Genomic DNA, 25,252 nt, shown 5'->3' on the forward strand with positions numbered 1-25,252 from the left:
TCGGGGGCCCGGCCGGCAGGCCGGGCCCCTTGTCGTACCGGCCCGGGTCAGGGGGTGACGCGGGCCGGCGGTGGGTAGACCGTGCCGTCCTGTGCGTCGAAGAGCATCAGGTCGTGCTCGGCGGCCAACCGCTCGATGTCGAGCAGCACCCGGTCCTCGCAGGTCGGGACGAGGTTCATCTCGACGTGGTCGCAGGCCGCGTGCAGCGGGGCGACCTCCCACGGGGTGCCCGGACCGGCCGGGCGATCCGGATACGAGGCGGTGATCGCCCGGTAGAAGCCGACCACCCTCGGATCGGGTTGCTGCTCGCCGTGCCACCCCTCGCGGCACCGCTGCACCGCCGCCCGTACCTGGTCGGGTGTGGCCCCGGCGGGCAGGGCCCACACGCTCAGATCAAAACTCACGGCGGACACTGTGCCATTTGCGGCGGCGGTCCGTCATCCCTGCCCCGCCGCCGGTCAGTGCCCGGCCGTCAGATTCGGACGCGGGTACGGTCCGCTGTGGAGACTCTTGCGTAGAGTTGCGGCGATTCGCTAGCGTACCCGTGCGGTCACTGGCTGAGTTGAGACTCCGGCCCGTCTTCGGGTGGCGCGGTCGAACGTCCGGCCCGCCGGCCCGCACCCCTCGATTGCGCGAGCCACGCGCACTCGTCGCTGACCGGCCCTCACGGTCGTTGCCGAGACCGTGGGGGCCGATCGCGGACGACGCCCCGGATGCGAAGGCGGGGCGACGCGGGCCGGGCCTCGCTCTACCGTCGACGGTGGGCGAAGAGCACCCGATAATCCGAGCCGTTGCGGAACCAGGCCAGCCCGGCGGGCCCGGCGGCGTAGAGGGCGGTGGCGTAGGCGTCGGCGATCGCGAGGTCCGGTCCCACCACGGTGGCGGCGAGGAGTTGGTCGGCCGGCTCGGCGGTGTGCGGGTCCACCACGTGCCCCCGGCGCCCGGTCACCCCGGAGGTGCCCACCGCGCCGGCCGTCATCTCCAGCATCAGCGGGGCCCGGCGCGATTCCGTCGGATGGTGCACGGCGACCCGCCACGGGCCGCCGTGCGGCGCGTGGCCGCGTACGGTCAGATCGGCGCCGCTGAGCACGGCGTAGTCGTGGACGCCGGCCGCGCGCAGCCGGGCCGCCGCCCGTTCCACGGCCCAGCCGCCGAGCAGTCCGCCCGGGTCGAAGCCGCCCGGCACCGCCCAGGCGTCGAACCATCCGTCGGTCGCCGCCCGCATCGCGGCGCAGCGGTCCACCAGGTCGGCCAGCGGAGGGTACGACTCGGGGCTGATCTCGCCCCGGCGCAACTTCGACACGAGGCTGTCCGGCTGGTTCGGCCCGTACGTGAGGTCGATGGCGCGCAGTTCGGCGACGGCGTCCCGCAGCGCCTCCCCGACGCCCCGCCGGCCCAGCCAGTCGGGCGCGTTGAGCAGAAGGGTGTACTCGGCGGTCGAGGTGCGGACGGTGTGCCGGACGCTGATCCGGTCGACGGCGCTGCCGCCGGCCCGGTCCAGCCGGTGGCAGCGGGCGCCGAGGCGCAGGTCGGGCCGGGTGAGGAAGGAGGACTGGTCGATCCACCGGGTGCGGGGCTGCTCGTCAGCCCAGTGGGTCCGTCGCTGCGTGTCGATCCGCATCGCACCTGCTCCCTCGCTGACGACGCCGCAGCGCCGCGGCGAAGCCGGTCCCGGGCCCCGTCGGCCCCGGTCACCATCGACCCTAGGCAGTGGAGATGACCGCACCATGAATGCCACCTGGGAGCCTCCTGAGCATCTGCTATCCCGAATACTGGAAGGCGCGTACCGGGGGGCGGGACGGCGGCGTACCGTTGCGCTGAACGACGAGGTGAGGAGCGCCAGGTGGCACGGATCGCGGTGGTGGCCGGGGACGGGATCGGACCCGAGGTGGTCGGGCAGGCCCGCAAGGTCATCGACTCGGTGCTGCCCGGCGTGACGGCCACCGAGTACGACCTCGGCGCGGCCCGCTATCACCGTACCGGTGAGGTGCTGCCCGACTCGGTCCTGGACGAGCTGGCCGGCCACGACGCCATCCTGCTCGGCGCGGTCGGCGACCCGACGGTGCCGCCGGGGGTGTTGGAGCGCGGCCTGCTGCTGAAGCTCCGCTTCGCGTTCGACCAGTACGTCAACCTGCGCCCGTCGCGGCTCTGGCCGGGCGTGCCCGGGCCGCTGGCCGCCGTCAAGCCGGGCGAGGTCGATCTGGTCGTGGTCCGCGAGGGGACCGAGGGCCTGTACGCCGGCGCCGGTGGTTCGCTGCACCGGGGCACCCCGGCCGAGGTGGCCACCGAGGAGAGCCTGAACACCCGGCACGGGGTGGAGCGGGTGATCCGGGACGCCTTCGCCCGTGCCCGCCGCCGCGAGCGGCGCAAGGTCACCCTGGTGCACAAGACCAACGTGCTGACCCACGCCGGCTCGCTGTGGGCCCGCGCCTTCGAGGCCGTCGCCGCCGAGCACCCCGACGTGGCCACCGAGTACCAGCACGTCGACGCGGCGGCGATGTTCCTGGTCACCCAGCCCCAGCGGTACGACGTGGTGGTCACCGACAACCTCTTCGGCGACATCCTCACCGACATCGCCGCCGCGGTGACCGGCGGCATCGGGCTGGCGGCCAGCGGCTGCATCAACCCGGAGGGGCGCTACCCGTCGATGTTCGAGCCGGTGCACGGCTCCGCGCCGGACATCGCCGGCCGGGGCGTCGCCGACCCGGTGGCCGCGGTGCTCTCCGCCGCGCTCCTGCTCGACCAGCTCGGCCACGCCGATGCCGCCGCCCGGGTCACCGCCGCCGTCGCCACCGAGCTGGCCGGCCGTACGCCGGGGGCGCCGCTGCGCACCGAGGAGGTCGGCGACCGGCTCGCCGGTTACGCCGTAGCCTGACCGGGCCGCCTCGCGTCGGCCCGGGATCCGGGCCGCCAGACCCGTACCCGGGCCGCCGCCTGCGTCGATGACCGCACCGCCATCCGGTGTGTTCGATGTGCCGGGGCGGAGCTATCCGCTGAACGACCGTTCGGGGTAAGTTTCTGGCACCAATGACGTCGGCGTGCGATGTCGCATGCCGTAAGGACCCGCAGGGAGGTCAGCGCGATGAGCGGTGGTGACAAGCTCGATTTCGAGATCCGTCCGAATCCCGCGCCGGTATCCGCCGCCGACCGGGCCGCCCTGCTGGCGAACCCCGGTTTTGGTCGCGTGTTCACCGACCACATGGTGACGATCCGCTACGCCGACGGCAAGGGCTGGTACGACGCCCGGGTGGAGGCGCGCGCGCCGATCCCGATGGACCCGGCCGCCGCCGTCCTGCACTACGCACAGGAGATCTTCGAAGGGCTGAAGGCGTACCGGACCGGGGACGGGGGCGTGACCCTGTTCCGTCCGGAGGCGAACGCGGCCCGCTTCGTCGCGTCCGCCCGGCGGCTGGCCATGCCCGAGCTGCCGCCGGCGACGTTCGTCGAGTCGCTGCGCCAGCTTGTCGAGATCGACCGGGACTGGGTCCCGGAGGACGACGACGGCAGCCTCTACCTGCGGCCGTTCATGTTCGCCAGCGAGGTCTTCCTCGGCGTCCGGCCGGCCAACGAGTACCTCTACGCGGTCATCGCCTCCCCGGCCGGCGCCTACTTCACCGGCGGGGTCAAGCCGATCACGGTCTGGGTCTCCCCGGACTACACCCGCGCGGCGCCGGGTGGCACCGGTGCGGCCAAGTGCGGCGGCAACTACGCCGCCTCGCTGGTCGCCCAGGCCGAGGCGATCGAGGCGGGCTGCGACCAGGTGGTCTTCCTGGACGCGGTGGAGCGGCGCTTCGTCGACGAGCTGGGCGGCATGAACGTCTTCTTCGTCTACGACGACAACACCCTGGTCACCCCGCCGCTGACCGGCACCATCCTGCCGGGCATCACCCGGGACGCGGTCCTCACCCTGGCCGCCGAGTCCGGGCACCGGGTGGCGGAGCGGCCGGTCAGCTTCGCCGACTGGCAGGCGGACGCGGCCAGCGGACGGCTGCGCGAGGTGTTCGCCTGCGGCACCGCCGCCGTGATCACCCCGATCGGTGGGGTGCGTTTCCCCGACGGAGAGTTCCTCGTCGGCGGCGGCGAGCCGGGACGCTTCACGATGGCCCTGCGGCAGCAGTTGGTCGACATCCAGCGCGGCCGGGCCGAGGACCGGCACGGCTGGGTGCAGCGGGTGCTCTGACCCGCCCTGACACACCGGTTACGGCCGGCACCGTCGGAGACGGTGCCGGCCGTGCGTCGTCGTGCCGCCGCGCCGATCGACTCGCGCGGGGCGGGCGGGTCAGGCCAGGAGGTGGGTGGGGAGGGCGGCCAGTTGGCTGTCGGTCACGCCGGCGTGGTGCAGGTAGCCCTCCACGGTGCCGTACCCGGCGCGCAACTCGGTGAGGAAGAGCGTCATCGCCTCGGCGGGGGAGGCGAGGAAGGGCGGCGGCAGCTCCGCCTCCGCCGGACTGGTGGCCGCGACCCAGGCGCTGAACCGCGCGGACGCCTCGGTGCTCAGCGCGTAGTCGGCGGCGATGTCCTCGTCGGCCACGCCGAGCACCGCGAGGGTGAGCGCGCAGACGACCCCGGTCCGGTCCTTGCCGGCGACGCAGTGCACCACCACCGGCGCGTTGGCGCTGTCCGCGATCAGCCCGATCGCCTCGGCCAGGCCGGCGGTGCCCGTCTCGGCCAGGGCCGCGTACCGGTCGGCGAGCCAGCGCGACAGGCTCTCCCGCGGGTCGTACGGGATGCCGGCCCAGTCCGGGTGCTCGGGATGGATGTGCCGGTAGGCGAGCCCGTCGTACGCGGGCACCCGGCCGTCGCGGGTCACCTCGGTGGGGCGGCGCAGATCGATCACGGTGCGGATGCCGAGCGCGGTGAACGCCGCCCGGTCGGTCTCGTCGATCCGGTGCAACGAGTCGGAGCGGTAGAGCCGGCGGCGGCGGACGGTCCGTCCGTCATGGCCGGTCAGGCCGCCGACGTCGCGGAAGTTGAAGAGGGCGGGAAAGGGGGTCCGGTGAGGAGTGTCCGTGCCATCCACCCCTGACACGGTAACGGCCGGCGAGGCATCGATGTGCCCCGCCGGCCGTCAGCTGCAGGTGCCCTCCGTCACCGGGCGGTGCCCGGCGGGATCGACGAGTACGTGTCGTCGTAGTACCCGCCGAGCTTCTCCCGGTATGCCGGATCCGTGTCGGTGGACACGTCGTACTCGGGCGCGGCCTTGATCTGGTCCTTGCTCCGGTCGACGTAGACCTTCCGCTCGTCGTGGTCGACGTGGTTGACGGTGCCGGCCGGCATCAGGACCTTCTTGCCGAAGATCCACGGCCCGGTGTCGACCACGAGGTAACTGGAGTTCACCTCGTGGCTGGCCCGGTCCACCTTGCCGATACCGCCGTCGCTCGCCTCCACCTTGTAGCCGACCAGATCGACGCCGGACACCCCGGCGTCGTCCCGGTAGCTCCACGGATCGAAGCGTCCCGCGGACGTGCCGCCCGCGGAGGCGCCCTGACCGCCCTGGTTCAGCGGGTCCGGCGTCCCGTGGGTCGTTCGAGGGTCGAGCCGCTCCATTGGCGTCCACTCCCTTTCTCGACTTTCTCGGGGGATGTGCCCTGTCGGACCCTTCGTACCCGGCTGTGGAGATCTCTACACCGGCGGGCTCAGGCCAGCGCGGCCTCCGCGTCGAGGGCCACCGCGGCGGCGTGCACGACGGACGCGATCCGCAGCCCCTCGTGCACCTGCTCACGGGTGAACCCGGCGGAGCGCAGGGTCTTCTCGTGCGACTCCAGGCAGACGCCGCAGCCGGTGATCGCCGAGACGGCGAGGCACCACAGCTCGAAGTCGCCCTTCTCCACGCCCGGCCGGGCGATGATCTGCATCCGCAGCCGGGCCGGCAGCGAGGTGTACTGCTCGTCGCCGATCAGGTGCTTGGCCCGGTAGTAGATGTTGTTCATCGCCATGATCGTGGCGGCGCCCTTGGCCGCCTCGACCGCCTCCGGCGTGAGGTGGTCGGACGCCTCGGCGGCGATCTCCCTCAGCACCACCGGGTTGCGGGCCGCCACCGCGCAGGCCAGGGCGGTGCCCCAGGCCAGCTCCGGCTTGAGCGTGGAGGTGGCGACGGTGGAGCCGAGGTTGAGCCTGATGTCCCTGGCGTACTCGGGCAGCGCCGCCTTGACCGCGTCCAGGCCCATCGTCAGGCCCCGGCGCCGGCGAGCAGCGCGTTGGCGTCCAGGGTCGCGCCGCCCTTGTTCCAGTTGCACGGGCAGAGCTCGTCGGTCTGCAGCGCGTCCAGCACCCGCAGCACCTCGGAGACGTTCCGGCCGACCGAGCCGGCGGTCACCATGACGAACTGGATCTCGTTGTTCGGGTCGACGATGAAGGTGGCCCGCTGGGCGACGCCGTCCGCGCCGAGCACGCCGCACGCGGCGGTCAGCTCGCGCTTGATGTCGCTGACCATCGGGAAGGGCAGCTCGCGCAGGTCGGGGTGGTCCTTGCGCCACGCGTAGTGGACGAACTCGTTGTCGACGGAGACGCCGAGGACCTGGGCGTCCCGGTCGGCGAACTCGCCGTTGAGGCGGCCGAACTCGGCGATCTCCGTCGGGCAGATGAAGGTGAAGTCCTTCGGCCAGAAGAACACCACCCGCCACTTGCCCTCGTGGGACTTGTGGTTGATCGTCTCGAACGCCTTGTCGGCGTCCAGCGACACGCAGGCGGTGAGTTCGTACTCGGGGAAGTGGTCACCGACAGTGAGCACAGGTCCTCCTTGACAGCGGCTTGCCAGTGGCGCGAAGCCGGTAACTGGATCGGTTCCAGATACTTCCCCAGCGTTGTTTTCGCCTGGTGGCGGCCGGTCGACTTGTGAAGTCGATCACCGGCGGCGCGTTCCGCCCCGAGGTCGTCCCTCGATCGGGTATGAGCACCCTGCGTCACCGTCCCGACATGTGGATTCTTCCTCCCAGAACCAGGGCCGGAGTGGCAGAGTACGGATCGTGACCAGCCACGTCCTGATTATTGGCACCTAGCGCGCCGGCCTTCCCTCTCGCCGAGCGCGCAGACCTCCCGCATCCGCGGGGGGTCTTTTTGTTGCTCCCCCAGGGTTCGAGAAGAGGACACTCCCATGACCTTCCAGGTGTACGACACGACGCTGCGCGACGGTGCCCAGCGCGAGGGGCTCAGCTACTCGGTGGTCGACAAGCTGGCGGTGGCCCGCCTGCTCGACGACCTCGGGGTCGGCTTCATCGAGGGCGGCTGGCCGGGCGCCGTCCCCAAGGACACCGAGTTCTTCCGGCGGGCCCGTACCGAGCTGGGGCTCAGGCACGCGACCCTGGTCGCCTTCGGGGCCACCCGCAAGGCCGGGGTGGCGGTCGAGACCGACCCGCAGGTGCGGGGGCTCCTCGACGCCCAGACCCCGGCGGTGGCGCTGGTCGCCAAGGCCGACCTCCGGCACGTCGTACGGGCGCTGCGCACCACCGCCGGCGAGAACCTGGCCATGGTCCACGACACGGTGCGGTTCCTGGTGGAGCAGGGGCGGCGGGTCTTCGTCGACGGGGAGCACTTCTTCGACGGCTACCGGCACGACCCGGCGTACACGGCGGCGGTGCTGGAGACGGCGCTGGCCGCCGGGGCCGAGCGGTTCGTGCTCTGCGACACCAACGGCGGCATGCTGCCGTCCCAGGTCACCGCCGCCATCGCGGACGTCACCGCACGTACCGGGGTGGCGCCGGAGCTGCTCGGCATCCACTGCCAGAACGACACCGCCTGCGCGGTGGCCAACACCATCGCCGCCGTCGAGGCCGGCGTCCGGCATTTCCAGGGCACCGCCAACGGGTACGGCGAGCGCCCCGGAAACGCCGACATCTTCGCGGTCGTCGCCAACCTCCAGCTCAAGCTCGGGCTGCCCGTCCTACCGGAGGGCTGCCTGGAACAGATGGTGCGGGTCTCGCACGCCATCGCCGAGATCGCCAACATCGCCCCCGACACCCACCAGGCGTACGTCGGGGCCGCCGCCTTCGCCCACAAGGCGGGGCTGCACGCGAGCGCGATCAAGGTCGACCCGTTGCTCTACAACCACGTGGACCCGTCGGTGGTGGGCAACGACATGCGGATCCTGGTGACCGAGATGGCCGGACGGGCCAGCGTCGAGCTCAAGAGCCGCGAGCTGGGCCTGGACCTGTCCGGCCATCCGGCCGCCCTGACCACGGTCACCAACCGGGTCAAGGAGCTGGAGGCCGACGGCTGGTCGTTCGAGGCCGCCGACGCCTCGTTCGAGCTGCTGGTCCGCTCCGAGCTGCCGGACCGGGCCGCGCCCCGGCCGTTCGCCCTGGAGTCGTACCGGGTGCTGGTCGAGCACCGCGAGGACGGCGCGGTGGTCTCCGAGGCCACCGTCAAGATCCGGGTACGCGGTGAACGGGTGATCGCCACCGCCGAGGGGAACGGCCCGGTCAACGCCCTGGACGAGGCGCTGCGGGTGGCGCTCGTGCGGCACTACCCCGAGCTGCGCGACTTCGAACTGGCCGACTACAAGGTCCGCATCCTGGAGGGCAGCCACGGCACCGGCGCGGTGACCCGGGTGCTGGTGGAGACCGCCGGCGCGGGCCGGGACTGGACCACCGTCGGCGTGCACCCGAACGTGGTCGAGGCGAGCTGGCACGCCCTGGTCGACGCTCTCACCTACGGCCTCGACCGGGCCCGCGTGTAAGGAGGGATCTCCTCCTCACGTCGAGGCGGGCAGGCGTAGTTCGGCGAGGACGGCTCGGTGGTCGCTGCCGGGCACCGCGTACACGGCCACCGAGCGCACCGCGACGCGTCGGTCGACCAGCACGTGGTCGATGGTGACCGGCGGGATCTTGTCGCCGTCGTACGGGCCCCAGGTGCCGGCGAGCCCGGCGCCGGCCGCGTCGGCGGCGTCGGCGTACCCGGTGGCGATCAGGGCCCGCAGCGGGGCGTGGTCGAGGGTGGCGTTGAAGTCCCCGGCCAGGATGCTCAGCCGCCCCCGTGGCGTGGCCGGCGGCTGCCCGCGCAGGTCGGTCCGCCAGTCCGGCACCACGGCGACGGCGTACGGGGCGGCCGGGTGCGCCGACTCCACCCGTACCGGGGGCGCGCCCGGCACGGCCAGCGTCCCGTACGCCTGGGTGAAGAGGAAGCCCTGGTTGCGCCGGAACCCGCCCTCGCCGAGCGGGAAACGCGCGTAGAGCCCGGAGCCGGTGGTGCCGACCTCCGGGTTCAGCACCCGGTAGGGCAGCAGGGCGTCCAGCCCGAGGCGGTCCAGCTCGGCCGCGATCCCCGGGGTGAACTCCTGCACGGCCAGCACGTCCACCCGGTGCCGACGGACCAGGTCGACCAGCCGGGTCGGGTCGGCCCGGCCCTTGAGCAGGTTGGCGGTGAGCAGCCGCAGCGTCGGACCGTCGGCGACCGGCTGCGGGGCGGCGACCGCGCGCGGGGCGACCGCACCGATCAGCGCCAGCGTCGTGGCCGCCGCGACCACCGCCGCCGCTCGCCGCCGCAGGGCGAGTGCCAGCACCAGCGGCACCAGGGAACCGACGGCGGCGTACGGCGTGAAGGCGACCGCCTGCACCAGCGGCCCCCGGTCCGATCCGGCCAGCCGGAACAGCACCCAGGCGGCGGCGGGCGCGACGGCGAGCCAACACGCCGTCGTCGCGATCCGGCGGTTCCGGGCTGTGCTCCGTCCCTCGTCCGTCGTCGTGGTCACGGTCGTCACCGTACCGTCCGACGTCCCGCGGCGACGTCCTGCGGCGCCATTTCGTGAATGGATCCCGATTCGCCTTTCGCAATTTTCAACCACGCCTCGGACAGGCGGAACGCAAATCAGCGCTATTGACCAGCGGCTTTTTGTGGTGCTAACTTCCACTCTGGTTGCGACGTCCGAACTCTCCGTAGTAACCCCAGCTCAAGCCGGGTGCATCTGGTGCGCGAGAGAGGCGGCCCCCGGTGGTCCGCCGTCTTTGCGCCCGGCTCTCCTGCGGTAACGAACCGACCCGCGAATCGCGGGCCGGCCGTATCAGCACGGTCGAAAAGGGAGACCTGTCATGGCCACATTCTTCAGACGCAAGGCGGCGGTGGTGGCACTCGGCGTCCTGGCCCTCACCCTGGCCGGTGGGGGCATCGCGGCCGCCGCCAAGCCGACGGCGAAGGCTCCGGTCGAGGCCGCCCAGCCCGGCGCCCGGCAGCCCGGTCACCAGCCTCCGGTGACCGCCGCCGAGTCCCGGGCGGCGAAGACCGCGCTGCGCGCGACCCTCGCCCCGCCCGCCGGTGGCACGGTCGCCTGGGCCGTCGTCAGCAGCAACGGCACCCTGCTCCAGCACTCGGCCAACGTCACCGGCGCCTCGAGGTTCGCCAGCAACCTGCCGGGCCAGAACGCGGGGCAGTACCAGGTGACGCTCGACTACGACGTGCACCTCAAGGCGTTCAACGCGGCCGTCGGCACCAACGACCCGAACAACGTCCCGCCGGGCGGCGAGGTCTCGGTCGCACCCCGGTACCTGATCCCCAACGCCGTCTTCGTCCAGACCCGCAACTCCACCGGCGGGTTCGCGGACAAGCCGTTCCACATCGTCATCGCCAACTGACCCGTCCCGCCGTGCTGGCCCCCGCCCCGGCGGGGGCCGGTGCCGGGCCCTGGCCCCCGCCGACCGGCGGTCCGGTCTGCGCCGGTCTGCGTCGCCAGACCTCGGTCGTGCGGTTGCCGCCCGGCCGAGGGAGTCGTCCCCGTCCGACCCTGGAACGACCCGACACGGACCGATAATCCGACGTTTGTCCGAGCGCCCGTACGGGAAGCAAGCACCGTGACGGACATCTCGGACACCCTGGCCAGTGCGCCCAGCCCGGTCGACGCCGACGCCGGCGGCGTCGAGCTGGAACAGACCCTATTCGAGGTCAAGCGCGTGATCGTGGGGCAGGACCGCCTCGTCGAGCGCCTGCTCACCGCCCTGGTCGCCGACGGACACTGCCTGCTGGAGGGCGTGCCCGGGGTGGCCAAGACCCTCGCCGCGCAGACCCTCGCAACCGTCGTCGGCGGCACCTTCACCCGCATCCAGTTCACCCCCGACCTGGTCCCCTCGGACATCGTCGGTACCCGCATCTACCGCGCCTCAACCGAGGCCTTCGACGTCGAGCTGGGCCCGATCATGGCGAACATGGTCCTCGCCGACGAGATCAACCGAGCCCCGGCCAAGGTGCAGTCGGCGCTGCTGGAGGCGATGGCCGAACGGCAGGTCTCCATCGGCGGCCGGACCTGGCCGGTACCCGACCCGTTCCTGGTGCTCGCCACCCAGAACCCGATCGAGTCGGAGGGCGTCTACCAGCTCCCCGAGGCGCAGCGCGACCGGTTCCTCATGAAGATCGTGGTCGACTATCCGAGCGACGCCGACGAGCTGGCCATCCTCTACCGCATGAGCAGCGACCGGCCGACGCCCCGGCCGGTGCTCGACCCGGCCCGGCTGCGCGAACTCCAGCATCGGGCCAGTCAGGTCTTCGTCCACCACGCGCTCGCCGAGTACGTCGTCCGGCTGATCCTCGCCACCCGGGACCCGGGCCGGTTCGGGCTGAACGACATGGCGCCGCTGCTGGCGTACGGGGCGAGTCCCCGGGCCACCCTCGGCCTGGTCGCCGCCGCCCGCGCCCAGGCGCTGATCCGGGGCCGGGAGTACGTGCTCCCGGAGGACGTCCGGGACCTGGCGGTGGACGTGCTGTCGCACCGGCTGGTGCTCTCCTTCGACGCGGTGGCCGACGGGGTCTCCGCCGAGGCGGTCGTCCGCCGGCTGATCGAGGCGGTGCCGCCGCCCCGGGTCGTCGCCGGCCGTCCCGAGGCGGCGTCCGACCTGGCGGCGGCATGAGGCGCCGGGCCGCCCCGACCCTGCCCGAGCCCGGCCTGGCGGATCTCGCCCCCGACCAGCGGCTGCGCCGGCTCGAACTGACCGTCACCCGCCGCCTCGACGGGCTGCTGCACGGCCAGTACCGCGGCCTGCTGCCCGGCCCGGGCAGCGAGGTGGCCGGCAGCCGGGAGTACCGCCCCGGCGAGGACGAGGTACGCCGGATGGACTGGGCCGTAACCGCGCGCACCACCGTCCCGCACGTCCGCGAGGTCGACGCCGACCGCGAGCTGACCACCTGGCTGCTGGTCGATGCCAGCCCCAGCATGGAGTACGGCACCGCCACGCTGGACAAACGCGAACTCGCGGTGGCCGCCGTGGCGGCGGTCGGATTTCTCACCGCGGGCGCCGGCAACCGCCTCGGCGCTCAGGTGCTCACCCCCGACGGGCTGCGCCGGTTCCCGGCCCGCAGCGGCCGGACCCACCTGCTCGGGCTGCTGCGCACCCTGCTCGGCGCGCCCCGCACCGGCGGGTACGAGGAGACCGCGGCACCCGCCCCGCCGAACCTCGTGGACGGGCTGGCCGGCGTCCAGCGGGTGGCCACCCGGCGCGGTCTGGTGGTGGTCGTCTCCGACTTCCTCGACGGGCTGCCCGACGACCCGGACGCCGCCCCGCCCTGGGAGGCGGCGCTGCGGCGGCTCGCCGTCCGGCACCAGGTGCTCGCGGTGGAGGTGACCGACCCGCGCGAGCTGGAACTGCCGGACGTCGGCCTGATCACCCTGATCGACCCGGAGACCGGCCGGCGGCGCGAGGTGTGGACCGGCGACCGGGCCCTGCGGGAGCGGTACGCCCAGGCCGCCGCCGCCCAGCGCGACCAGGTACGCCAGGTGCTGCGCCGGGCCGGGGCGACCCACCTGGCGCTGCGTACCGACCGGGACTGGGCCGCCGACATCGTGCGGCACGTGCACCACCAGCGCCGGCTGGCCGCCGCGCCCGCCGCGGCCCGGGGAGGTGGCGCGTGACCTGGCAGTCGCCCGCCCGCCTCTGGCTCCTGCTCGGCGTCGCCGCGCTCGTCGTCGGCTACCTGGCGATGCAGCGCCGGCAGAGCCGGTACGCGGTCCGCTTCACCAACCTGCGCCTGCTGGACCGGGTCGCGCCACGCCGGCCGGTCTGGCGCCGGCACGTGCCGGCGGGCCTCTTCCTCGCCATGCTCGCGCTGCTGGTGGTCGGCTTCGCCCGGCCCAACGCTGAGGTGCGGGTGCCCCGGGAACGGGCCACCGTGATGGTGGCGGTGGACGTCTCCACCTCGATGCTCGCCACCGACGTCGACCCGGACCGGCTGACCGCCGCCAAACAGGCCGCCCGCCGGTTCGCCGACGGCCTGCCGAAGGAGTTCAACGTCGGGCTGGTCGCCTTCGCCGGCAGCGCGGCGGTGCTGGTCCCGCCGGGCACCGACCGGGACGCCCTGCACGAGGGGATCGGGCGGCTCGCCGAGGGGGTCACCGGCGTGCAGGGCACCGCCATCGGGGAGGCGATCAGCACCTCGCTGGGCGCGGTGAAGAGCCTGGACGCCAAGGCCGCCAAGGACCCGCCGCCGGCCCGGATCATCATCCTCTCCGACGGGGCCAACACCTCCGGGATGGACCCGATGGAGGCCGCCGGCCAGGCCGTGGCGGCCAAGGTTCCGGTGCACGCCATCTCGTTCGGCACCCCGTCCGGCTTCGTCGACCGGGGCGGGCGGGCCATCCAGGTGCCGGTCGACGGACAGACCCTCAAGGCGGTCGCGGAGGAGACCGGGGGCGGCTTCCACGAGGCGTCCACCAGCGCCGAGCTGCGCGCCGTGTACGAGGACATCGGCACGTCGGTCGGCTACCGCAAGGAACGGCAGGACATCTCCGCCCGCTTCATCGGCCTCGGACTGGTCTTCGCCATGGGCGCGGCGGCCGGATCCCTGCGGTGGTTCTCCCGGTTGCCCTGATCGGCACCACCCATCCGGCATGTCGGCACGACACGTGAGGAGCCAGGTATGGCAGTGCAGACCGGACTCGGCGAGCCACGCGGCCCGTGGTTCGTCTCGCCCGAGCTGGATCCGGACGGGCGCGGGCGCTGGGACGTACCCGGATCGGAGCGGGGCGGGGGGCCACGGGGCTGGCGCGGCCGGCTGCTCAGCGCGGTGGCGGTGCTGGCCATCTCCACGCTCTCCGGGGCGGCGGCCGGTAGCTGGGTGGCCGGCCGCGACGCGCCCGGGCAGGCGGCGGCCTCCGCCGCGCCGGTGCCGGCGGAGCTGGTCACCGCCGCCGAGAAGACCGTGCCGGGGGTGGTCTCGGTGATGGTCGGCGGCTCGTCCGGGTCGTCGGCGAGCGGCTCCGGCTTCGCCATCGACCACGAGCAGCACATCGTGACCAACGACCACATCCTGGCCAAGGGCGGCTCCGGACCGGTGACCGTGGAGACCTCCGACGGCCGCCGCTTCACGGCCGAGGTGGTGGGGCGGGAGCCGAACAGCGACCTGGCGGTGCTCAAGGTGCCCACGTCGGCCGGGCTGTCACCGTTGCCGCTGGCCAAGCCCAACTCCACCCGGGTCGGCGAGCCGGTCCTGGCGGTCGGTTCCCCGCTCGGGCTGGCCGGCACGGTGACCGCCGGTATCGTCAGCGCGCTCAACCGGCAGGTACGCATCGGCAACGGCCGGCACACCGCGGTGCAGACCGACGCCTCGATCAATCCGGGCAACTCGGGTGGCCCGCTGGTCAACGCGCGGGGCGAGGTGGTCGGGGTGAACACGGCCATCGCCACGATCGACGGCAACGGCTCGATCGGCATCGGGTTCGCGATCCCGATCGACCAGGTGCAGCAGACCGCCGACACGATCATCGGCCGGGGTGGCTGACCGCGCGCCACGGCCGTGACGTGCGGAGGCGTCCCGGACCATCCGGCCGGATCGGGTGAACTGTCGGATATCCGGCGTGGGACCATCGTGCCATGGAAATATTACGCTGAGTATGGATACTGGCGTGGGTGGAGCAAGCTGTCATCGCGGCCCTCCTCCTGGTGGGCCTGGTCATCGGCACCGGCGTCGGTGCGGCGTACGCCCGTGCGAAGCGTGGTTGGAAGGACTACCGGACCGCGCGGAACACCGTTCCCACCGCCCGGCGGACCGCCTGGCTGGCGATCCGGGCGGTCCTCACCAAGGTGGGCGTGATCGCCCTGCTGCTCGGCGGCGCGGCCGCGTACGCGGCGGTCGGGTCGGACCACGAACGGGCGGGTCCCGGGCCCACCCCGACCGTGACAACTCCATCGCCGAGTCACCCGGTCGGGCGATAGCCTCAGGGCGTGGATGACGGACTGCGGGTGACCGAGCGGCTCGTGGTCCCCGCCGCCGAGCTGCGGGAACGCTTCTCCCGTTCGTCGGGGCCGGGCGGGCAGGGGGTCAACACCGCCGACTCCCGGGTGGAACTCAGCTTCGACCTGGCCGGCTCGCCGAGCGTGCCCGAGCCGCTGCGCGCCCGCGCGCTGGACCGGCTCGCCGGCCGGCTGGTCGACGGCGTGCTGACCGTGGCCGCCAGCGAGCACCGGGCGCAACTGGCCAACCGGGAGGCGGCCCGCGATCGGATGACCGCCCTGCTGCGCGAGGCGGTCGCCCCGCCGCCGAAACCCCGCCGCCCGACCCGCCCGTCCCGAGGGGCGAAGGAGCGCCGCCTGGCCGAGAAGAAGCGCCAGTCCCAGCGCAAGCGAGACCGGCGGGTGGATGGCGACTGACCGCCGCAAAACGGCTTGTCGCCGGCCGGCGGGCCGCCCACAATTCGCCGCGTGCCCGTCGACTTCTCCGTCAAGCCCACCCTCACCGGCGACCGGGTCGTACTGCGCCCGTTCGTCGACGCCGACATCGCCGTCTTCGAGGTCGTCCTGGCCGATCCGGAGGTGGCCCGGCTCACCGGCAGCCCGCCGGAGCCGCCCGACCCGGGTCGGCTCCGGGCCTGGTACGGCACCCGCAACAGCCAGACCGACCGGTTGGACCTGGCCGTGGTGGACAAGGCGACCGGGAGCTGCGTCGGCGAGGTGGTCCTCAACGAGTGGGATGGCCACAACGGCAACTGCAACTTCCGTACGTTGATCGGTCCGGGCGGCCGTGACCGGGGGCTCGGCACCGAGGCGGTGCGACTGATCGTCGGGTACGGCTTCGAGCGACTCGGCCTGCACCGGATCTCGCTGGAGGTGTTCGCGTTCAACCCGCGCGCCCGGCGGGTCTACGAGAAGTGCGGCTTCGTCGCCGAGGGCACGCTGCGCCAGGTGCTGCGCGACGGCGAGGACTGGGTCGACGCCACCGTCATGTCGATCCTCGCACCGGAGTGGACGGTCCACCGGGGCCACCCGGCGGGCTGAGCCACCCACGGCGCGGGACCGGGTTGAGCCGGATCCATCAACCTGATTGAATCCTTGCCGGGAGCAGGGGCCGTCACCGACCACCACGTCACGTGACAGGAGTCCCGTCATCATGCTCCGTGCACCACTGCGCGCCGCGCTGACCGCGGTCGCCGCCCTCCTGCCCGCCCTCGCCCTGGGGCTGGCCCTCGTCTCGACGGCGCCCCCGGCCGCCGCCGCTGCCGCCCCGCTACGCGTCATGCCGCTCGGCGACTCGATCACCGGCTCGCCCGGCTGCTGGCGGGCGCTGCTCTGGAACCGCCTCCAGTCCACCGGCTACACCGACGTCGACTTCGTCGGCACCCTCGGCCCGCAGGGCTGCGGTGTGCCGTACGACGGGGACAACGAGGGCCACGGCGGCTACCTGGTGACCAACGTTGCCAACCAGAACCAGTTGCCCGGCTGGCTCGCCGCCACGCACCCGGACATCGTGCTCATGCACTTCGGCACCAACGACGTGTGGAGCAACATCGCGCCGGCGACGATCCTGGCCGCGTACTCGAAGCTGGTGGACCAGATGCGGGCCAGCAACCCGGCGACGACGGTGATCGTCGCGAAGATCATCCCGATGGCCCCGAGCACCTGCACCGAGTGCGGCCAGCGGGTCGTGGCGCTCAATTCCGCGATCGACGGCTGGGCGGCGGGCAAGACCACGACCGCCTCCCCGATCGTGGTGGTCGACCAGTGGACCGGCTTCAACACCGCCACCGACACGTACGACGGGGTGCACCCCAACGCGTCCGGCGACCAGAAGATGTCCGACCGCTGGTACCCGGCGCTCGCCGCGGCCCTGCGCCGGACCACCCCGACGCCCACGGCGTCGCCGACCGCCAGCCCCACGCCCACCAGCAGCCCCAAGCCCACCAGCAGCCCCACGCCGACGCCGACCCCGACGTCGACCCCGACCGGGGCACCGGGCACGGGCTGCGCCGCCGAATACCGGATCGTGGGCCAGTGGCCCGGCGGCTTCCAGGGTGAGGTGACCGTCCGCAACAGCGGCACCGCGCCGATCGCCGGCTGGACCGTCCGCTTCAGCTACGCCGACGGCCAGCGGATCACCCAGTCCTGGAACGCCGAACTGACCCAGAGCGGCACCCAGGTCACCGCGCGGAACGTGAGCTGGAACGGGGCCCTCGCCCCGGCCGCCCAGGCCACCTTCGGCTTCCTGGCCGACGCACCCGGCGGGAACCGCGTACCGACGGTGAGCTGCACCGCGAGCTGAGCCATCCTCGGCCCGGCGGCGAACCGCGCCGCCGGGCCGAGCCCGACTCCGAGGCCCGGCGGTCGGCTCGGCGGTCAGTCGAGCGCGGCGAGCAGCCGGGCGCGCAGCCCGGCGGCCCGCTCGGCGAAGCCGCGCTGGGCGGCGGCGTATTCGGCGCGGCCCTCGGGGGTCTCCACCCGCACCGGCGGGTAGCCCAGGTCGGCCAGGTCGTACGGGCTGGCCCGCATGTCCAGCGCGCGGATCTCCCGGGCCAGCGCGAAGCACTCCGCGACCAGCTCCGACGGCACCAGCGGGGAGAGCTTGTACGCCCACTTGTAGAGATCCATGTTGGCGTGCAGGCAGCCCGGCTGCTCCAGCGCGTGCTGCGTCTCCCGGCTCGGGGTGAGCACGTTCAGCGGCCGGGCCGGCGCGGTGAAGAACCGGTACGCGTCGAAGTGGCTGCACCGGACGCCGCGTTCCTCGACGACCGCGGCGGTGGCCTCCGGGCCGAGCCGCAGCGGCCAGGAGTTGTGGCGTATCTCGTCCTGGGTCTGCCGGTAGACCATCGCCCACTCGTGCATCCCGAAGCAGCCGAGGTGGGCGGGGCGGCCGGCGGTCGCCGCGAGCAGCGTACGGATCCAGGCGAGCGACTCGGCACGTCGGGCGCGTACCCCATCGGTGTCGAGGGTGAGCCCGGCGGCGGTGGCGCGGTAGTCCCGGCCGAACTCGGCCGGGTCCGCGTCGCGCAGCGCCACGCCCGCGCCCGGGTGCCAGCGGCGTAGCTGGGCGGGCCGGTGCGAGTAGTAGGTGAAGAGGAAGTCCTCCACCGGATGCTTCACGCCGCCGCGCCGGCGGGTCAGGTGCGGCGTCAGCCAGGCGTCCACCCGCTCCTCGTGGGCGCGCCGCCGGGCCTGCCAGTCGGCCGCGTCGAGCGCGGTGGCGGGGGCGAGGGCGGCGGTCACGGACCCCAGGGTACGACCGCCGCCCGCCCTCCGGTCAGGGCACGTCCACCCGCACTCCGGCGGAGAAGACGCCGCTGCGCAGCTCCAACTGTTTGGGCTGGTCGCTGCCGTGCACGCTGAAGACCAGCGGAAGGAGCACCCGGCTGCCCGCGGCGACCGGCTGGGCGAAGACGTCCCGCCCGAGGTTGGCCACCCGGGTGGCGTCCTCGTCGGTGGCGACCCAGTTGCCGCCCGGCAGGTACGCCCGTTGCAACTGCCCGTGCCAGGTCTGCTCGTCCGATGTGAGGTTGCGCACCCCGACCGTGGCCAGACACTGCCGGCCGCCCGCGGTGGTCGAGGGAAGCGACCCGGCGCCGCAGGCCACCCGGTAGACGGTGAACTCGAAGGCGGACTCGCGCAGCGGCACGCCGACCGCCCCGGTCACGCTCTTGCCCATCCACGCGCCGCTGGTCGGCTGCTTGCTGGTGTCGATCGCGGCGACCCGCTGGCTGGCCGTCCACGCCCCCACCCCGACCAGGCCGGCCAGCACCGCCGCGGCGACCGGGAAAATCAGCCACATCGGCAGGCTGCCGCCGCGCCGCCTCGGCGAGGGCATCGCCGGGCGTGGGTAGACGGTGCCGCGCTCCGCCGGTCCGGCCGTCGCGCCGGCGAGCGCCGGGGCGCCGACGCCCGTGGCCGCCGGGCCGGTCGGTGTCACGCCGGTGCGCCGCCTGCGCCGCCACCACCAGGTGAGCGCGCCGGCGGCGAGGACCAGGAGCGCGGCCAGCGCGGCCAGCAGCACCGGCGGTCGCTGCCACACCGGCGGCGCGGCCGTCACCTGCGCCGTCGGTGCCGCCGGGGCCGCCCAGGTCGCCGTGGCGCAGTCGTACGGCCGGGTGCCGTCGGTGCCGTACGCGCAGGTGGGCGCGGTCACCGGCCGGCCGGGCGCGGCCGTGCTGAGGGCGGTGTTCAGGGTGGTGGTGCTGTGCGCCGGCAGCTTCAGCCGCCAGGTCACCTCGTTGGCCGTTGACGACCCGGCCGGGGCGGTGGCCCGACCGCCGGCGGTCACCGTGGTGGCCTTCGAGCCCGCCGGCAGTTCCTGCCGTACGGTCGTCTCGACCGCCTTGTCGCCGCCGTTGCGGACCAGGATCTGGTAACCGGGCGCCGGGGTGTTCGCCGCGGTCATCGCCACGGTGATCGGCGGGGCCGACATCTGGACCGGCGGCGGCTTCCCGGTCGGCATCGCCGGTGGGGACGCCGGCGCGCCGGTCGGGATGGGTGTGGCGCGTTCCGCCGGGGCGGCCTGCGCCGCCGCCGGGACCGGGTTCGCGGGTGCCGCCGCCGCCCGGGGTGCCGCGGCGGGCAGGGCCGGTACGGCGGCGATGACCCCGAGGCAGTTCACGATCAGGGCCAGGGACCCGTGGTGTCGTCTCGTTGCAGGCATGGACCGAACCTCCCGGACCCGAAGCTATGGTCCCCGGCCCGCCGTGCGGGTACGAAGTGGGCATTCCCGCCCCGGTCGGCGCGTGGCGGCGTAACCTGGCGCGTCCCGCGCACCGTGCCGACGTGGTGTGCCTCGCGTCCGGCGTGGTCCGGGGCGGTGGCGGCGATAGATTGGCCGGGTGCGTATCGCTCGTTTCGCTCATGCCAAGGGAATGTCGTTCGGGGTCGTCGAGGGCGAGCCGGAGGCCGGGCCGCAGGGCCTGACCATCGCCGAGATCGAGGGTCACCCGTTCGGGCAGATCTCGTTCTCCGGCGCCCGCTGGGCGCTCTCCGACGTCCGGCTGCTCTCGCCGATCCTGCCGAGCAAGGTGGTCTGTGTCGGCCGCAACTACGCCGAGCACGCCGCCGAGCACGGCAGCGAGGTGCCCAAGGAGCCATTGCTCTTCCTCAAACCGTCCACCTCGGTGATCGGGCCGCGGGACGCGATCCGCCTGCCGATCTTCTCCAAGCAGGTCGAGCACGAGGCGGAGCTGGCCGTGGTGATCGGCGCTCCGGGCGCGCGGCGCGCCGACCGGGCCGCCGCCGAGCGCGCCATCTTCGGCTACACCTGCGCCAACGACATCACCGCGCGGGACCTGCAACGCTCCGACGGGCAGTGGACCCGGGCCAAGGGCTTCGACTCCTTCTGCCCGCTTGGCCCGTGGATCAGCACCGGGTTGGACGTGGCCGACCTGGAGATCCGGTGTGAGGTGGGTCGCAACCCGGAGGAGATGGAGGTGCGCCAGCTCGGCCGGACCAAGGACATGGTCTTCGACGTGCCGGCCCTGGTGTCGTACATCTCCCACGTGATGACGCTGCTTCCCGGCGACGTGGTGCTCACCGGCACGCCGGCGGGGGTTAGCCCGCTCGCCGACGGGGATACGGTCACCGTGCGGATCGAGGGGATCGGCGAGCTCACCAACCCGGTGGTGCCGGTCGCCTGATGCGTCCGACGTCTCGTTTCCGCTGGTCAGGGGCGGTTCGAGGGGTTGGATTTGGCCTGCCGGCGCGGGGAGGGTAAAGTTCATTCCCGGCGCCGCAAGGGGCCAATGGGGTATGGGGTAATTGGCAGCCCGACTGATTCTGGTTCAGTTAGTCTAGGTTCGAGTCCTGGTACCCCAGCGCAGCCGCGGATCCGCGAGGATCCCGGACGCTGGATTCTGGCGGAGTTCCGCTCCGTCCCTCATGCGGGGGACGGCAGATGAACTCTGATAGAGTGCAGCTTCCTCGCCCACGGGTGAGGAAGCAAATAGTTCTGGCCCCGTCGTCTAGCGGCCCAGGACGCCGCCCTCTCAAGGCGGTAGCGCCGGTTCGAATCCGGTCGGGGCTACCACGCGCACAGCCCGTCCCACCTGTGGGGCGGGCTGTTTCGTGTCCCGGCTGCTCGTGACCGAGGTGTTGCGTCTTCCGACCCCCGTCGTCGGGTGCTCCGGGCGGTGCCGCTAGACTATCGCCGCACCGCTCGTCACGGGCGGTGAAGCAGGAAAGTGCCTGGCCCCGTCGTCTAGCGGCCCAGGACGCCGCCCTCTCAAGGCGGTAGCGCCGGTTCGAATCCGGTCGGGGCTACCACGCGCACAGCCCGTCCCACCTGTGGGGCGGGCTGTTTCGTGTCTTCTCGGCCACCCGGTTACGGGATGTTGCGGTAACCGGGTGGCGGCGGACACCGCCAGATACGCGAGCCGGAGTGGATCAGCCCGCCCCACCGCCCCGGAGGGCGAGGGGCGGGCAGGCCGGGGGTCAGAGGCCGGAGAGGCGTTGGCCGGCACGGACGACGGCCATGGCGTGGCGTTCGCCGGGGCGCCGGCCGAGACGCTCGATCGGGCCGGAGATGCTGATCGCCGCGATCACCCGACCGGTGCGGTCCCGAATCGGGGCCGAGACGCTCGCCACGCCGGCCTCCCGCTCGGCGACGCTCTGCGCCCAGCCGCGACGGCGTACCTCGGCCAGGGTGCGGCCGGTGAACTTCGACCGGGGCAGCAACGGCATGACCGCCTCGGGCGGCTCCCAGGCGAGCAGGATCTGCGCCGCCGACCCGGCCGTCATGGGCAGCACCGAGCCGATCGGTACGGTGTCCCGCAGGCCGCTGGCCCGCTCGGCCGCGGCCACGCAGACCCGCTCGTCGGCGCGGCGCAGGTAGAGCTGAGCGCTCTCCCCGGTGGCGTCGCGCAGCGCGGCGAGCAGCGGCTCGGCCGCGGTCAGCAGCACGTCCGGCGCGGCGTTCGCCAGTTCGCCGAGCCGGGGACCCGGGCGCCAGCGCCCCTGGGTGTCCCGGACCAGCATCCGGTGGATCTCCAGCGCCTGTGCCAGCCGGTGCGCGGTGGCCCGGGGCAGCTTGGTGCGTTCAACGAGCTCGGCCAGGCTGGCGCCGTCGACACAGGCGGCCAGGATGACCACCGCCTTGTCGAGAACGCCGACACCGCTCATACTGTGTCCCACAAGCCGAAATTTACCTCCCAGAATTTAGGATGTCCAGATGGTGGGAGTCACTCAACCGAGGACCCTGGCCGAGAAGGTCTGGGACGCGCACGTCGTCCGCTCCGCCGCCGGCGAGCCGGATCTGCTCTTCATCGACCTGCACCTGCTCCACGAGGTCACCAGCCCGCAGGCGTTCGACGGGCTGCGGCTGACCGGCCGCCGGGTGCGGCGCACCGACCTGACGATCGCGACCGAGGATCACAACACCCCGACCGGGTACGACGACCCGTCGTTCCGGTCCCGGCGTGGCGACCTGCTGACCATCGCGGATCCCACCTCCCGCACCCAGATCGAGACGTTGCGCCGCAACTGCGCCGAGTTCGGCGTACGGCTGCACCCGCTGGGCGACGAGAACCAGGGCATCGTGCACGTCATCGGCCCGCAGCTCGGCCTCACCCAGCCCGGCCTGACGATCGTCTGCGGCGACTCGCACACCGCCACCCACGGCGCGTTCGGCGCGCTCGCCTTCGGCATCGGCACCAGCGAGGTGGAGCACGTGCTGGCCACCCAGACGCTGCCGCAGGCCCGGCCGAAGACCATGGCGGTGAACGTCACCGGCCGGCTCGCCCCGGGCGTCACCGCCAAGGACCTGGTGCTGGCGCTGATCGCGCAGGTGGGCACCGGCGGCGGGCGCGGCCACGTGGTGGAGTACCGGGGCGAGGCGATCCGCGACCTCTCCATGGAGGGCCGGATGACCATCGCCAACATGTCCATCGAGTGGGGCGCCAAGGCCGGCATGATCGCGCCGGACGAGACCACCTTCGCGTACCTGAAGGGACGGCCGAACGCGCCGCAGGGCGCGGATTGGGACGCGGCGGTGGCGTACTGGCGGACGCTGCCCACCGACGAGGGGGCGACCTTCGACGCGGAGGTGACCCTGGACGCCAGCCGGATCACCCCGTTCGTCACCTGGGGCACCAACCCCGGGCAGGGCGCCCCGCTGGGCTCCGCCGTGCCCGCCCCGGAGGAGTTCGGCACCGAGCCCGAACGGGCCGCCGCCCGCCGCGCTCTGGAATACATGGACCTCGCCCCCGGCACCCCGCTGCGCGACCTCGCCGTCGACGTGGTCTTCGTCGGCTCCTGCACCAACGGTCGGCTGGAGGACCTCCGCGCCGCCGCCGACGTGCTGCGCGGCCACCAGGTCGCCGACGGCGTACGCATGCTCGTGGTTCCCGGGTCCGCCGCGGTCCGCGAGGCGGCCGAGGCGGAGGGGCTGGACAAGGTCTTCACCGACGCCGGCGCCGAGTGGCGCTTCGCCGGCTGCTCCATGTGCCTGGGAATGAACCCGGACACCCTCTCGCCGGGCCAGCGCTCGGCCTCGACCTCCAACCGCAACTTCGAGGGCCGCCAGGGCCGGGGCGGGCGTACCCACCTGGTGTCCCCGCCGGTCGCCGCCGCCACCGCCGTGGTCGGCCGGCTGGCCGCCCCCGCCGACCTGTAGAAGGGCAGCCGAGATGGACAAGTTCACCACCCACACCGGCACCGCCGTGCCGCTGCGTCGATCCAACGTGGACACCGATCAGATCATCCCCGCCGTGTACCTCAAGCGGGTGACCCGTACCGGTTTCGCCGACGGGCTCTTCAGCGCGTGGCGGGAAGATCCGGAATTCATTCTCAACGATCACGCCCATTCGGGTGCGTCGATTCTCGTCGCCGGTCCCGAGTTCGGTACGGGTTCCTCGCGCGAGCACGCCGTCTGGGCGTTGCGGGACTGGGGCTTCCGGGCCGTGATCGCGCCCCGCTTCGGTGACATCTTCCGTGGCAACGCGCTGAAGGAAGGGCTCCTTCCGGTGGAGCTGGAATTGCCCGCCGTGGAGGCGCTCTGGGATCTGGTGGACGCGGATCCGACCACCCCGATCACCGTCGACCTCACCGCCCGCCAGGTCCGTGCCGGGGATGCCACCTGGTCTTTCCCGCTCGACGACCACAGCCGTTGGCGGCTGATGGAGGGCTTGGATGACATTGGACTCACCCTCCGGCACGAGGCCGAGATCGGCGCGTACGAAGCGTCCCGACCGTCGTTCCTGCCCTCGGTCGCCTGACCGCAGATAGCTATTCGCCCCCGTCGGCCCGGCCGGCGGGGGCGAATCCGTTACGACACAAGGCCTTTTTTCCACCGAATGTTTGTGTCCCGGCAGCACAGGGCATACCGTGCGCGCAGAATGGCTCGCGTCGAGTCAGTTGCACAATCGGGAGGAAGTCGTGAACAAGGCCGAGCTCATCGAGGCGCTCGCCGTTCGCCTGGGGGACCGGAAGACGGCGACGGCCGCGCTCGACGCGGTCCTCGCTGAGGTCCAGGCGTCGGTCACCAAGGGCGAGAAGGTGGCGATCACCGGATTCGGAGCGTTCGAAAAGCGCATCCGGGGGGCGCGAACAGCGCGCAACCCGCGGACAGGCGAGGCGGTGAAGGTCAAGAAGACCTCCGTCCCGACCTTCCGTCCGGGCGCTGGTTTCAAGGAGATGGTGGCCAACGGCAAGGTGCCGAAGGCCACGGCCGCCGCCAAGAAGATCGCCGCGGCCGCCGCCAAGACCACCGGTGCGAAGGCGGCCGGAGCCAAGGCGACCGCGGCGAAGAAGACCACCGCGGCCGGCGCCGCCAAGAAGACCACGGCGGCGAAGGCCACCAAGGCCACCGCCGCGACGAAGAAGGCCGCGCCGGCGAAGAAGGCCGCGCCGGCCAAGGCCGCCGCGGCCAAGAAGACCACCGCCGCCAAGAAGGCGCCGGCGGCCAAGAAGACCACGGCGGCGAAGAAGGCGCCGGCGGCCAAGAAGACCACGGCCGTCAAGAAGACCGCCGCGGTGAAGAAGAGCACCGCCGCCAAGAAGGCACCGGCGAAGAAGGCGCCGGCCAGGAAGACCGCCGCCCGGCGTTGACCGTCGCGGCCGGAGGGCGCCCACCGTTCGCGGTGGGCGCCCTTTTCGTGGGTACG

26 protein-coding genes and 3 tRNA genes are annotated in these 25,252 nt (G+C 73.0%); 19 read left to right on the forward strand and 10 right to left on the reverse strand.

The annotated features are described in order from the left end of the window. Nucleotides 1-47 precede the first annotated feature (47 nt). Both GA0070621_RS00515 and GA0070621_RS00520 read right to left on the reverse strand, forming a co-directional pair. Entirely contained in the window at nt 48-404 is a 357-nt protein-coding gene (locus GA0070621_RS00515) for a hypothetical protein (RefSeq protein ID WP_091201814.1), read from the reverse strand. Between the two features lie 344 nt (nt 405-748). Beyond that, entirely contained in the window at nt 749-1,621 is an 873-nt protein-coding gene (locus tag GA0070621_RS00520) for an FAD:protein FMN transferase (protein WP_091190321.1), read from the reverse strand. 222 nt (nt 1,622-1,843) lie between these two features. Between GA0070621_RS00520 and GA0070621_RS00525 the strand changes: the two genes are divergently transcribed. Next, nucleotides 1,844-2,875, forward strand: a complete 1,032-nt coding sequence (locus GA0070621_RS00525; protein WP_091190325.1) for a 3-isopropylmalate dehydrogenase — start codon at nt 1,844-1,846, stop codon at nt 2,873-2,875. Nucleotides 2,876-3,082: 207 nt separating this feature from the next. Further along, nucleotides 3,083-4,180 (forward strand): branched-chain amino acid aminotransferase, encoded by a 1,098-nt coding sequence (locus tag GA0070621_RS00530; protein WP_091190329.1) that lies wholly within the window; start codon nt 3,083-3,085, stop codon nt 4,178-4,180. 99 nt (nt 4,181-4,279) lie between these two features. Here the strand turns inward: GA0070621_RS00530 and GA0070621_RS00535 are convergent, their stop codons facing one another. The 4 genes from GA0070621_RS00535 to GA0070621_RS00550 form a co-directional block, all read right to left on the reverse strand. Beyond that, the gene (locus GA0070621_RS00535; RefSeq protein WP_091190332.1) at nt 4,280-5,020 is read right to left on the reverse strand and encodes a tyrosine-protein phosphatase; all 741 of its coding nucleotides are present in this window, start codon (nt 5,018-5,020) and stop codon (nt 4,280-4,282) included. A gap of 68 nt (nt 5,021-5,088) precedes the next feature. Next, a complete protein-coding gene (locus GA0070621_RS00540) occupies nt 5,089-5,547 on the reverse strand; it encodes a PRC-barrel domain-containing protein (protein ID WP_091190335.1) in 459 nt (152 codons plus the stop codon). A gap of 89 nt (nt 5,548-5,636) precedes the next feature. Next, a complete protein-coding gene (locus GA0070621_RS00545) occupies nt 5,637-6,167 on the reverse strand; it encodes a carboxymuconolactone decarboxylase family protein (protein ID WP_091190338.1) in 531 nt (176 codons plus the stop codon). 2 nt (nt 6,168-6,169) lie between these two features. After that, nucleotides 6,170-6,730 (reverse strand): peroxiredoxin, encoded by a 561-nt coding sequence (locus GA0070621_RS00550; protein WP_091190341.1) that lies wholly within the window; start codon nt 6,728-6,730, stop codon nt 6,170-6,172. Between the two features lie 363 nt (nt 6,731-7,093). Between GA0070621_RS00550 and cimA the strand changes: the two genes are divergently transcribed. After that, the gene (cimA, locus tag GA0070621_RS00555) at nt 7,094-8,674 is read left to right on the forward strand and encodes a citramalate synthase (protein ID WP_091190344.1); all 1,581 of its coding nucleotides are present in this window, start codon (nt 7,094-7,096) and stop codon (nt 8,672-8,674) included. Nucleotides 8,675-8,689: 15 nt separating this feature from the next. On the opposite strand, the gene GA0070621_RS00560 is transcribed toward cimA, so the two are convergent. Further along, a complete protein-coding gene (locus GA0070621_RS00560) occupies nt 8,690-9,685 on the reverse strand; it encodes an endonuclease/exonuclease/phosphatase family protein (protein ID WP_091201816.1) in 996 nt (331 codons plus the stop codon). A 337-nt stretch (nt 9,686-10,022) separates the two neighbouring features. Here GA0070621_RS00560 and GA0070621_RS00565 point away from each other — a divergent pair, with 337 nt between their 5' ends. From GA0070621_RS00565 to GA0070621_RS00605, 9 genes are all read left to right on the forward strand, one after another. Then, nucleotides 10,023-10,562, forward strand: a complete 540-nt coding sequence (locus GA0070621_RS00565; RefSeq protein ID WP_091190348.1) for a hypothetical protein — start codon at nt 10,023-10,025, stop codon at nt 10,560-10,562. Between the two features lie 216 nt (nt 10,563-10,778). Then, entirely contained in the window at nt 10,779-11,828 is a 1,050-nt protein-coding gene (locus GA0070621_RS00570) for an AAA family ATPase (RefSeq protein ID WP_091190352.1), read from the forward strand. After that, nucleotides 11,825-12,826, forward strand: coding sequence for a DUF58 domain-containing protein (locus GA0070621_RS00575; RefSeq protein ID WP_091190356.1), 1,002 nt, complete (start codon nt 11,825-11,827; stop codon nt 12,824-12,826). The genes GA0070621_RS00570 and GA0070621_RS00575 overlap by 4 nt, the downstream gene beginning before the upstream one ends. After that, a complete protein-coding gene (locus GA0070621_RS00580; protein WP_091190360.1) occupies nt 12,823-13,782 on the forward strand; it encodes a VWA domain-containing protein in 960 nt (319 codons plus the stop codon). The genes GA0070621_RS00575 and GA0070621_RS00580 overlap by 4 nt, the downstream gene beginning before the upstream one ends. A 48-nt stretch (nt 13,783-13,830) precedes the next feature. After that, entirely contained in the window at nt 13,831-14,691 is an 861-nt protein-coding gene (locus tag GA0070621_RS00585) for a S1C family serine protease (protein ID WP_091190364.1), read from the forward strand. A 128-nt stretch (nt 14,692-14,819) separates the two neighbouring features. Continuing rightward, nucleotides 14,820-15,125 (forward strand): hypothetical protein, encoded by a 306-nt coding sequence (locus GA0070621_RS00590; protein WP_091190367.1) that lies wholly within the window; start codon nt 14,820-14,822, stop codon nt 15,123-15,125. A 9-nt stretch (nt 15,126-15,134) separates the two neighbouring features. Beyond that, nucleotides 15,135-15,560 (forward strand): alternative ribosome rescue aminoacyl-tRNA hydrolase ArfB, encoded by a 426-nt coding sequence (gene arfB, locus GA0070621_RS00595; RefSeq protein ID WP_091190370.1) that lies wholly within the window; start codon nt 15,135-15,137, stop codon nt 15,558-15,560. A 51-nt stretch (nt 15,561-15,611) separates the two neighbouring features. Next, nucleotides 15,612-16,184 (forward strand): GNAT family N-acetyltransferase, encoded by a 573-nt coding sequence (locus GA0070621_RS00600; protein WP_091190375.1) that lies wholly within the window; start codon nt 15,612-15,614, stop codon nt 16,182-16,184. A gap of 112 nt (nt 16,185-16,296) precedes the next feature. After that, nucleotides 16,297-17,445, forward strand: coding sequence for a cellulose binding domain-containing protein (locus GA0070621_RS00605; RefSeq protein ID WP_091190378.1), 1,149 nt, complete (start codon nt 16,297-16,299; stop codon nt 17,443-17,445). A gap of 74 nt (nt 17,446-17,519) precedes the next feature. Here the strand turns inward: GA0070621_RS00605 and GA0070621_RS00610 are convergent, their stop codons facing one another. Together GA0070621_RS00610 and GA0070621_RS00615 are read right to left on the reverse strand one after the other, a co-directional pair. After that, nucleotides 17,520-18,386 carry a 3-methyladenine DNA glycosylase gene (locus GA0070621_RS00610; RefSeq protein ID WP_091190381.1) on the reverse strand — a complete coding sequence of 289 codons (867 nt, stop codon included), beginning with the start codon at nt 18,384-18,386 and terminating at the stop codon, nt 17,520-17,522. A gap of 34 nt (nt 18,387-18,420) precedes the next feature. Next, entirely contained in the window at nt 18,421-19,809 is a 1,389-nt protein-coding gene (locus GA0070621_RS00615) for a hypothetical protein (RefSeq protein WP_091190385.1), read from the reverse strand. 178 nt (nt 19,810-19,987) lie between these two features. Here GA0070621_RS00615 and GA0070621_RS00620 point away from each other — a divergent pair, with 178 nt between their 5' ends. From GA0070621_RS00620 to GA0070621_RS00635, 4 genes are all read left to right on the forward strand, one after another. After that, nucleotides 19,988-20,791, forward strand: a complete 804-nt coding sequence (locus tag GA0070621_RS00620) for a fumarylacetoacetate hydrolase family protein (protein ID WP_091190388.1) — start codon at nt 19,988-19,990, stop codon at nt 20,789-20,791. A 106-nt stretch (nt 20,792-20,897) separates the two neighbouring features. After that, nucleotides 20,898-20,969 (forward strand) — tRNA-Gln (locus GA0070621_RS00625). Nucleotides 20,970-21,104: 135 nt separating this feature from the next. Next, a tRNA-Glu gene (locus tag GA0070621_RS00630) sits at nt 21,105-21,180 on the forward strand. Between the two features lie 160 nt (nt 21,181-21,340). Then, nucleotides 21,341-21,416 (forward strand) — tRNA-Glu (locus GA0070621_RS00635). A gap of 168 nt (nt 21,417-21,584) precedes the next feature. Here the strand turns inward: GA0070621_RS00635 and GA0070621_RS00640 are convergent. Next, entirely contained in the window at nt 21,585-22,271 is a 687-nt protein-coding gene (locus tag GA0070621_RS00640) for an IclR family transcriptional regulator (protein WP_091115602.1), read from the reverse strand. Between the two features lie 49 nt (nt 22,272-22,320). On the opposite strand from GA0070621_RS00640, the gene leuC reads away from it, so the two are divergent. The 3 genes from leuC (at nt 22,321) to GA0070621_RS00655 (ending at nt 25,196) form a co-directional block, all read left to right on the forward strand. Beyond that, the gene (leuC, locus tag GA0070621_RS00645) at nt 22,321-23,763 is read left to right on the forward strand and encodes a 3-isopropylmalate dehydratase large subunit (RefSeq protein WP_091190392.1); all 1,443 of its coding nucleotides are present in this window, start codon (nt 22,321-22,323) and stop codon (nt 23,761-23,763) included. A gap of 13 nt (nt 23,764-23,776) precedes the next feature. Next, entirely contained in the window at nt 23,777-24,364 is a 588-nt protein-coding gene (gene leuD / locus GA0070621_RS00650) for a 3-isopropylmalate dehydratase small subunit (protein ID WP_091190395.1), read from the forward strand. Nucleotides 24,365-24,524: 160 nt separating this feature from the next. Further along, complete coding sequence (locus GA0070621_RS00655) at nt 24,525-25,196, forward strand: HU family DNA-binding protein (RefSeq protein WP_167666466.1); 672 nt, start codon at nt 24,525-24,527, stop codon at nt 25,194-25,196. The last annotated feature ends 56 nt before the right edge of the window (nt 25,197-25,252 follow it).

This window comes from Micromonospora narathiwatensis (assembly GCF_900089605.1).
GTDB classification, from domain to species: Bacteria; Actinomycetota; Actinomycetes; order Mycobacteriales; family Micromonosporaceae; genus Micromonospora; species Micromonospora narathiwatensis.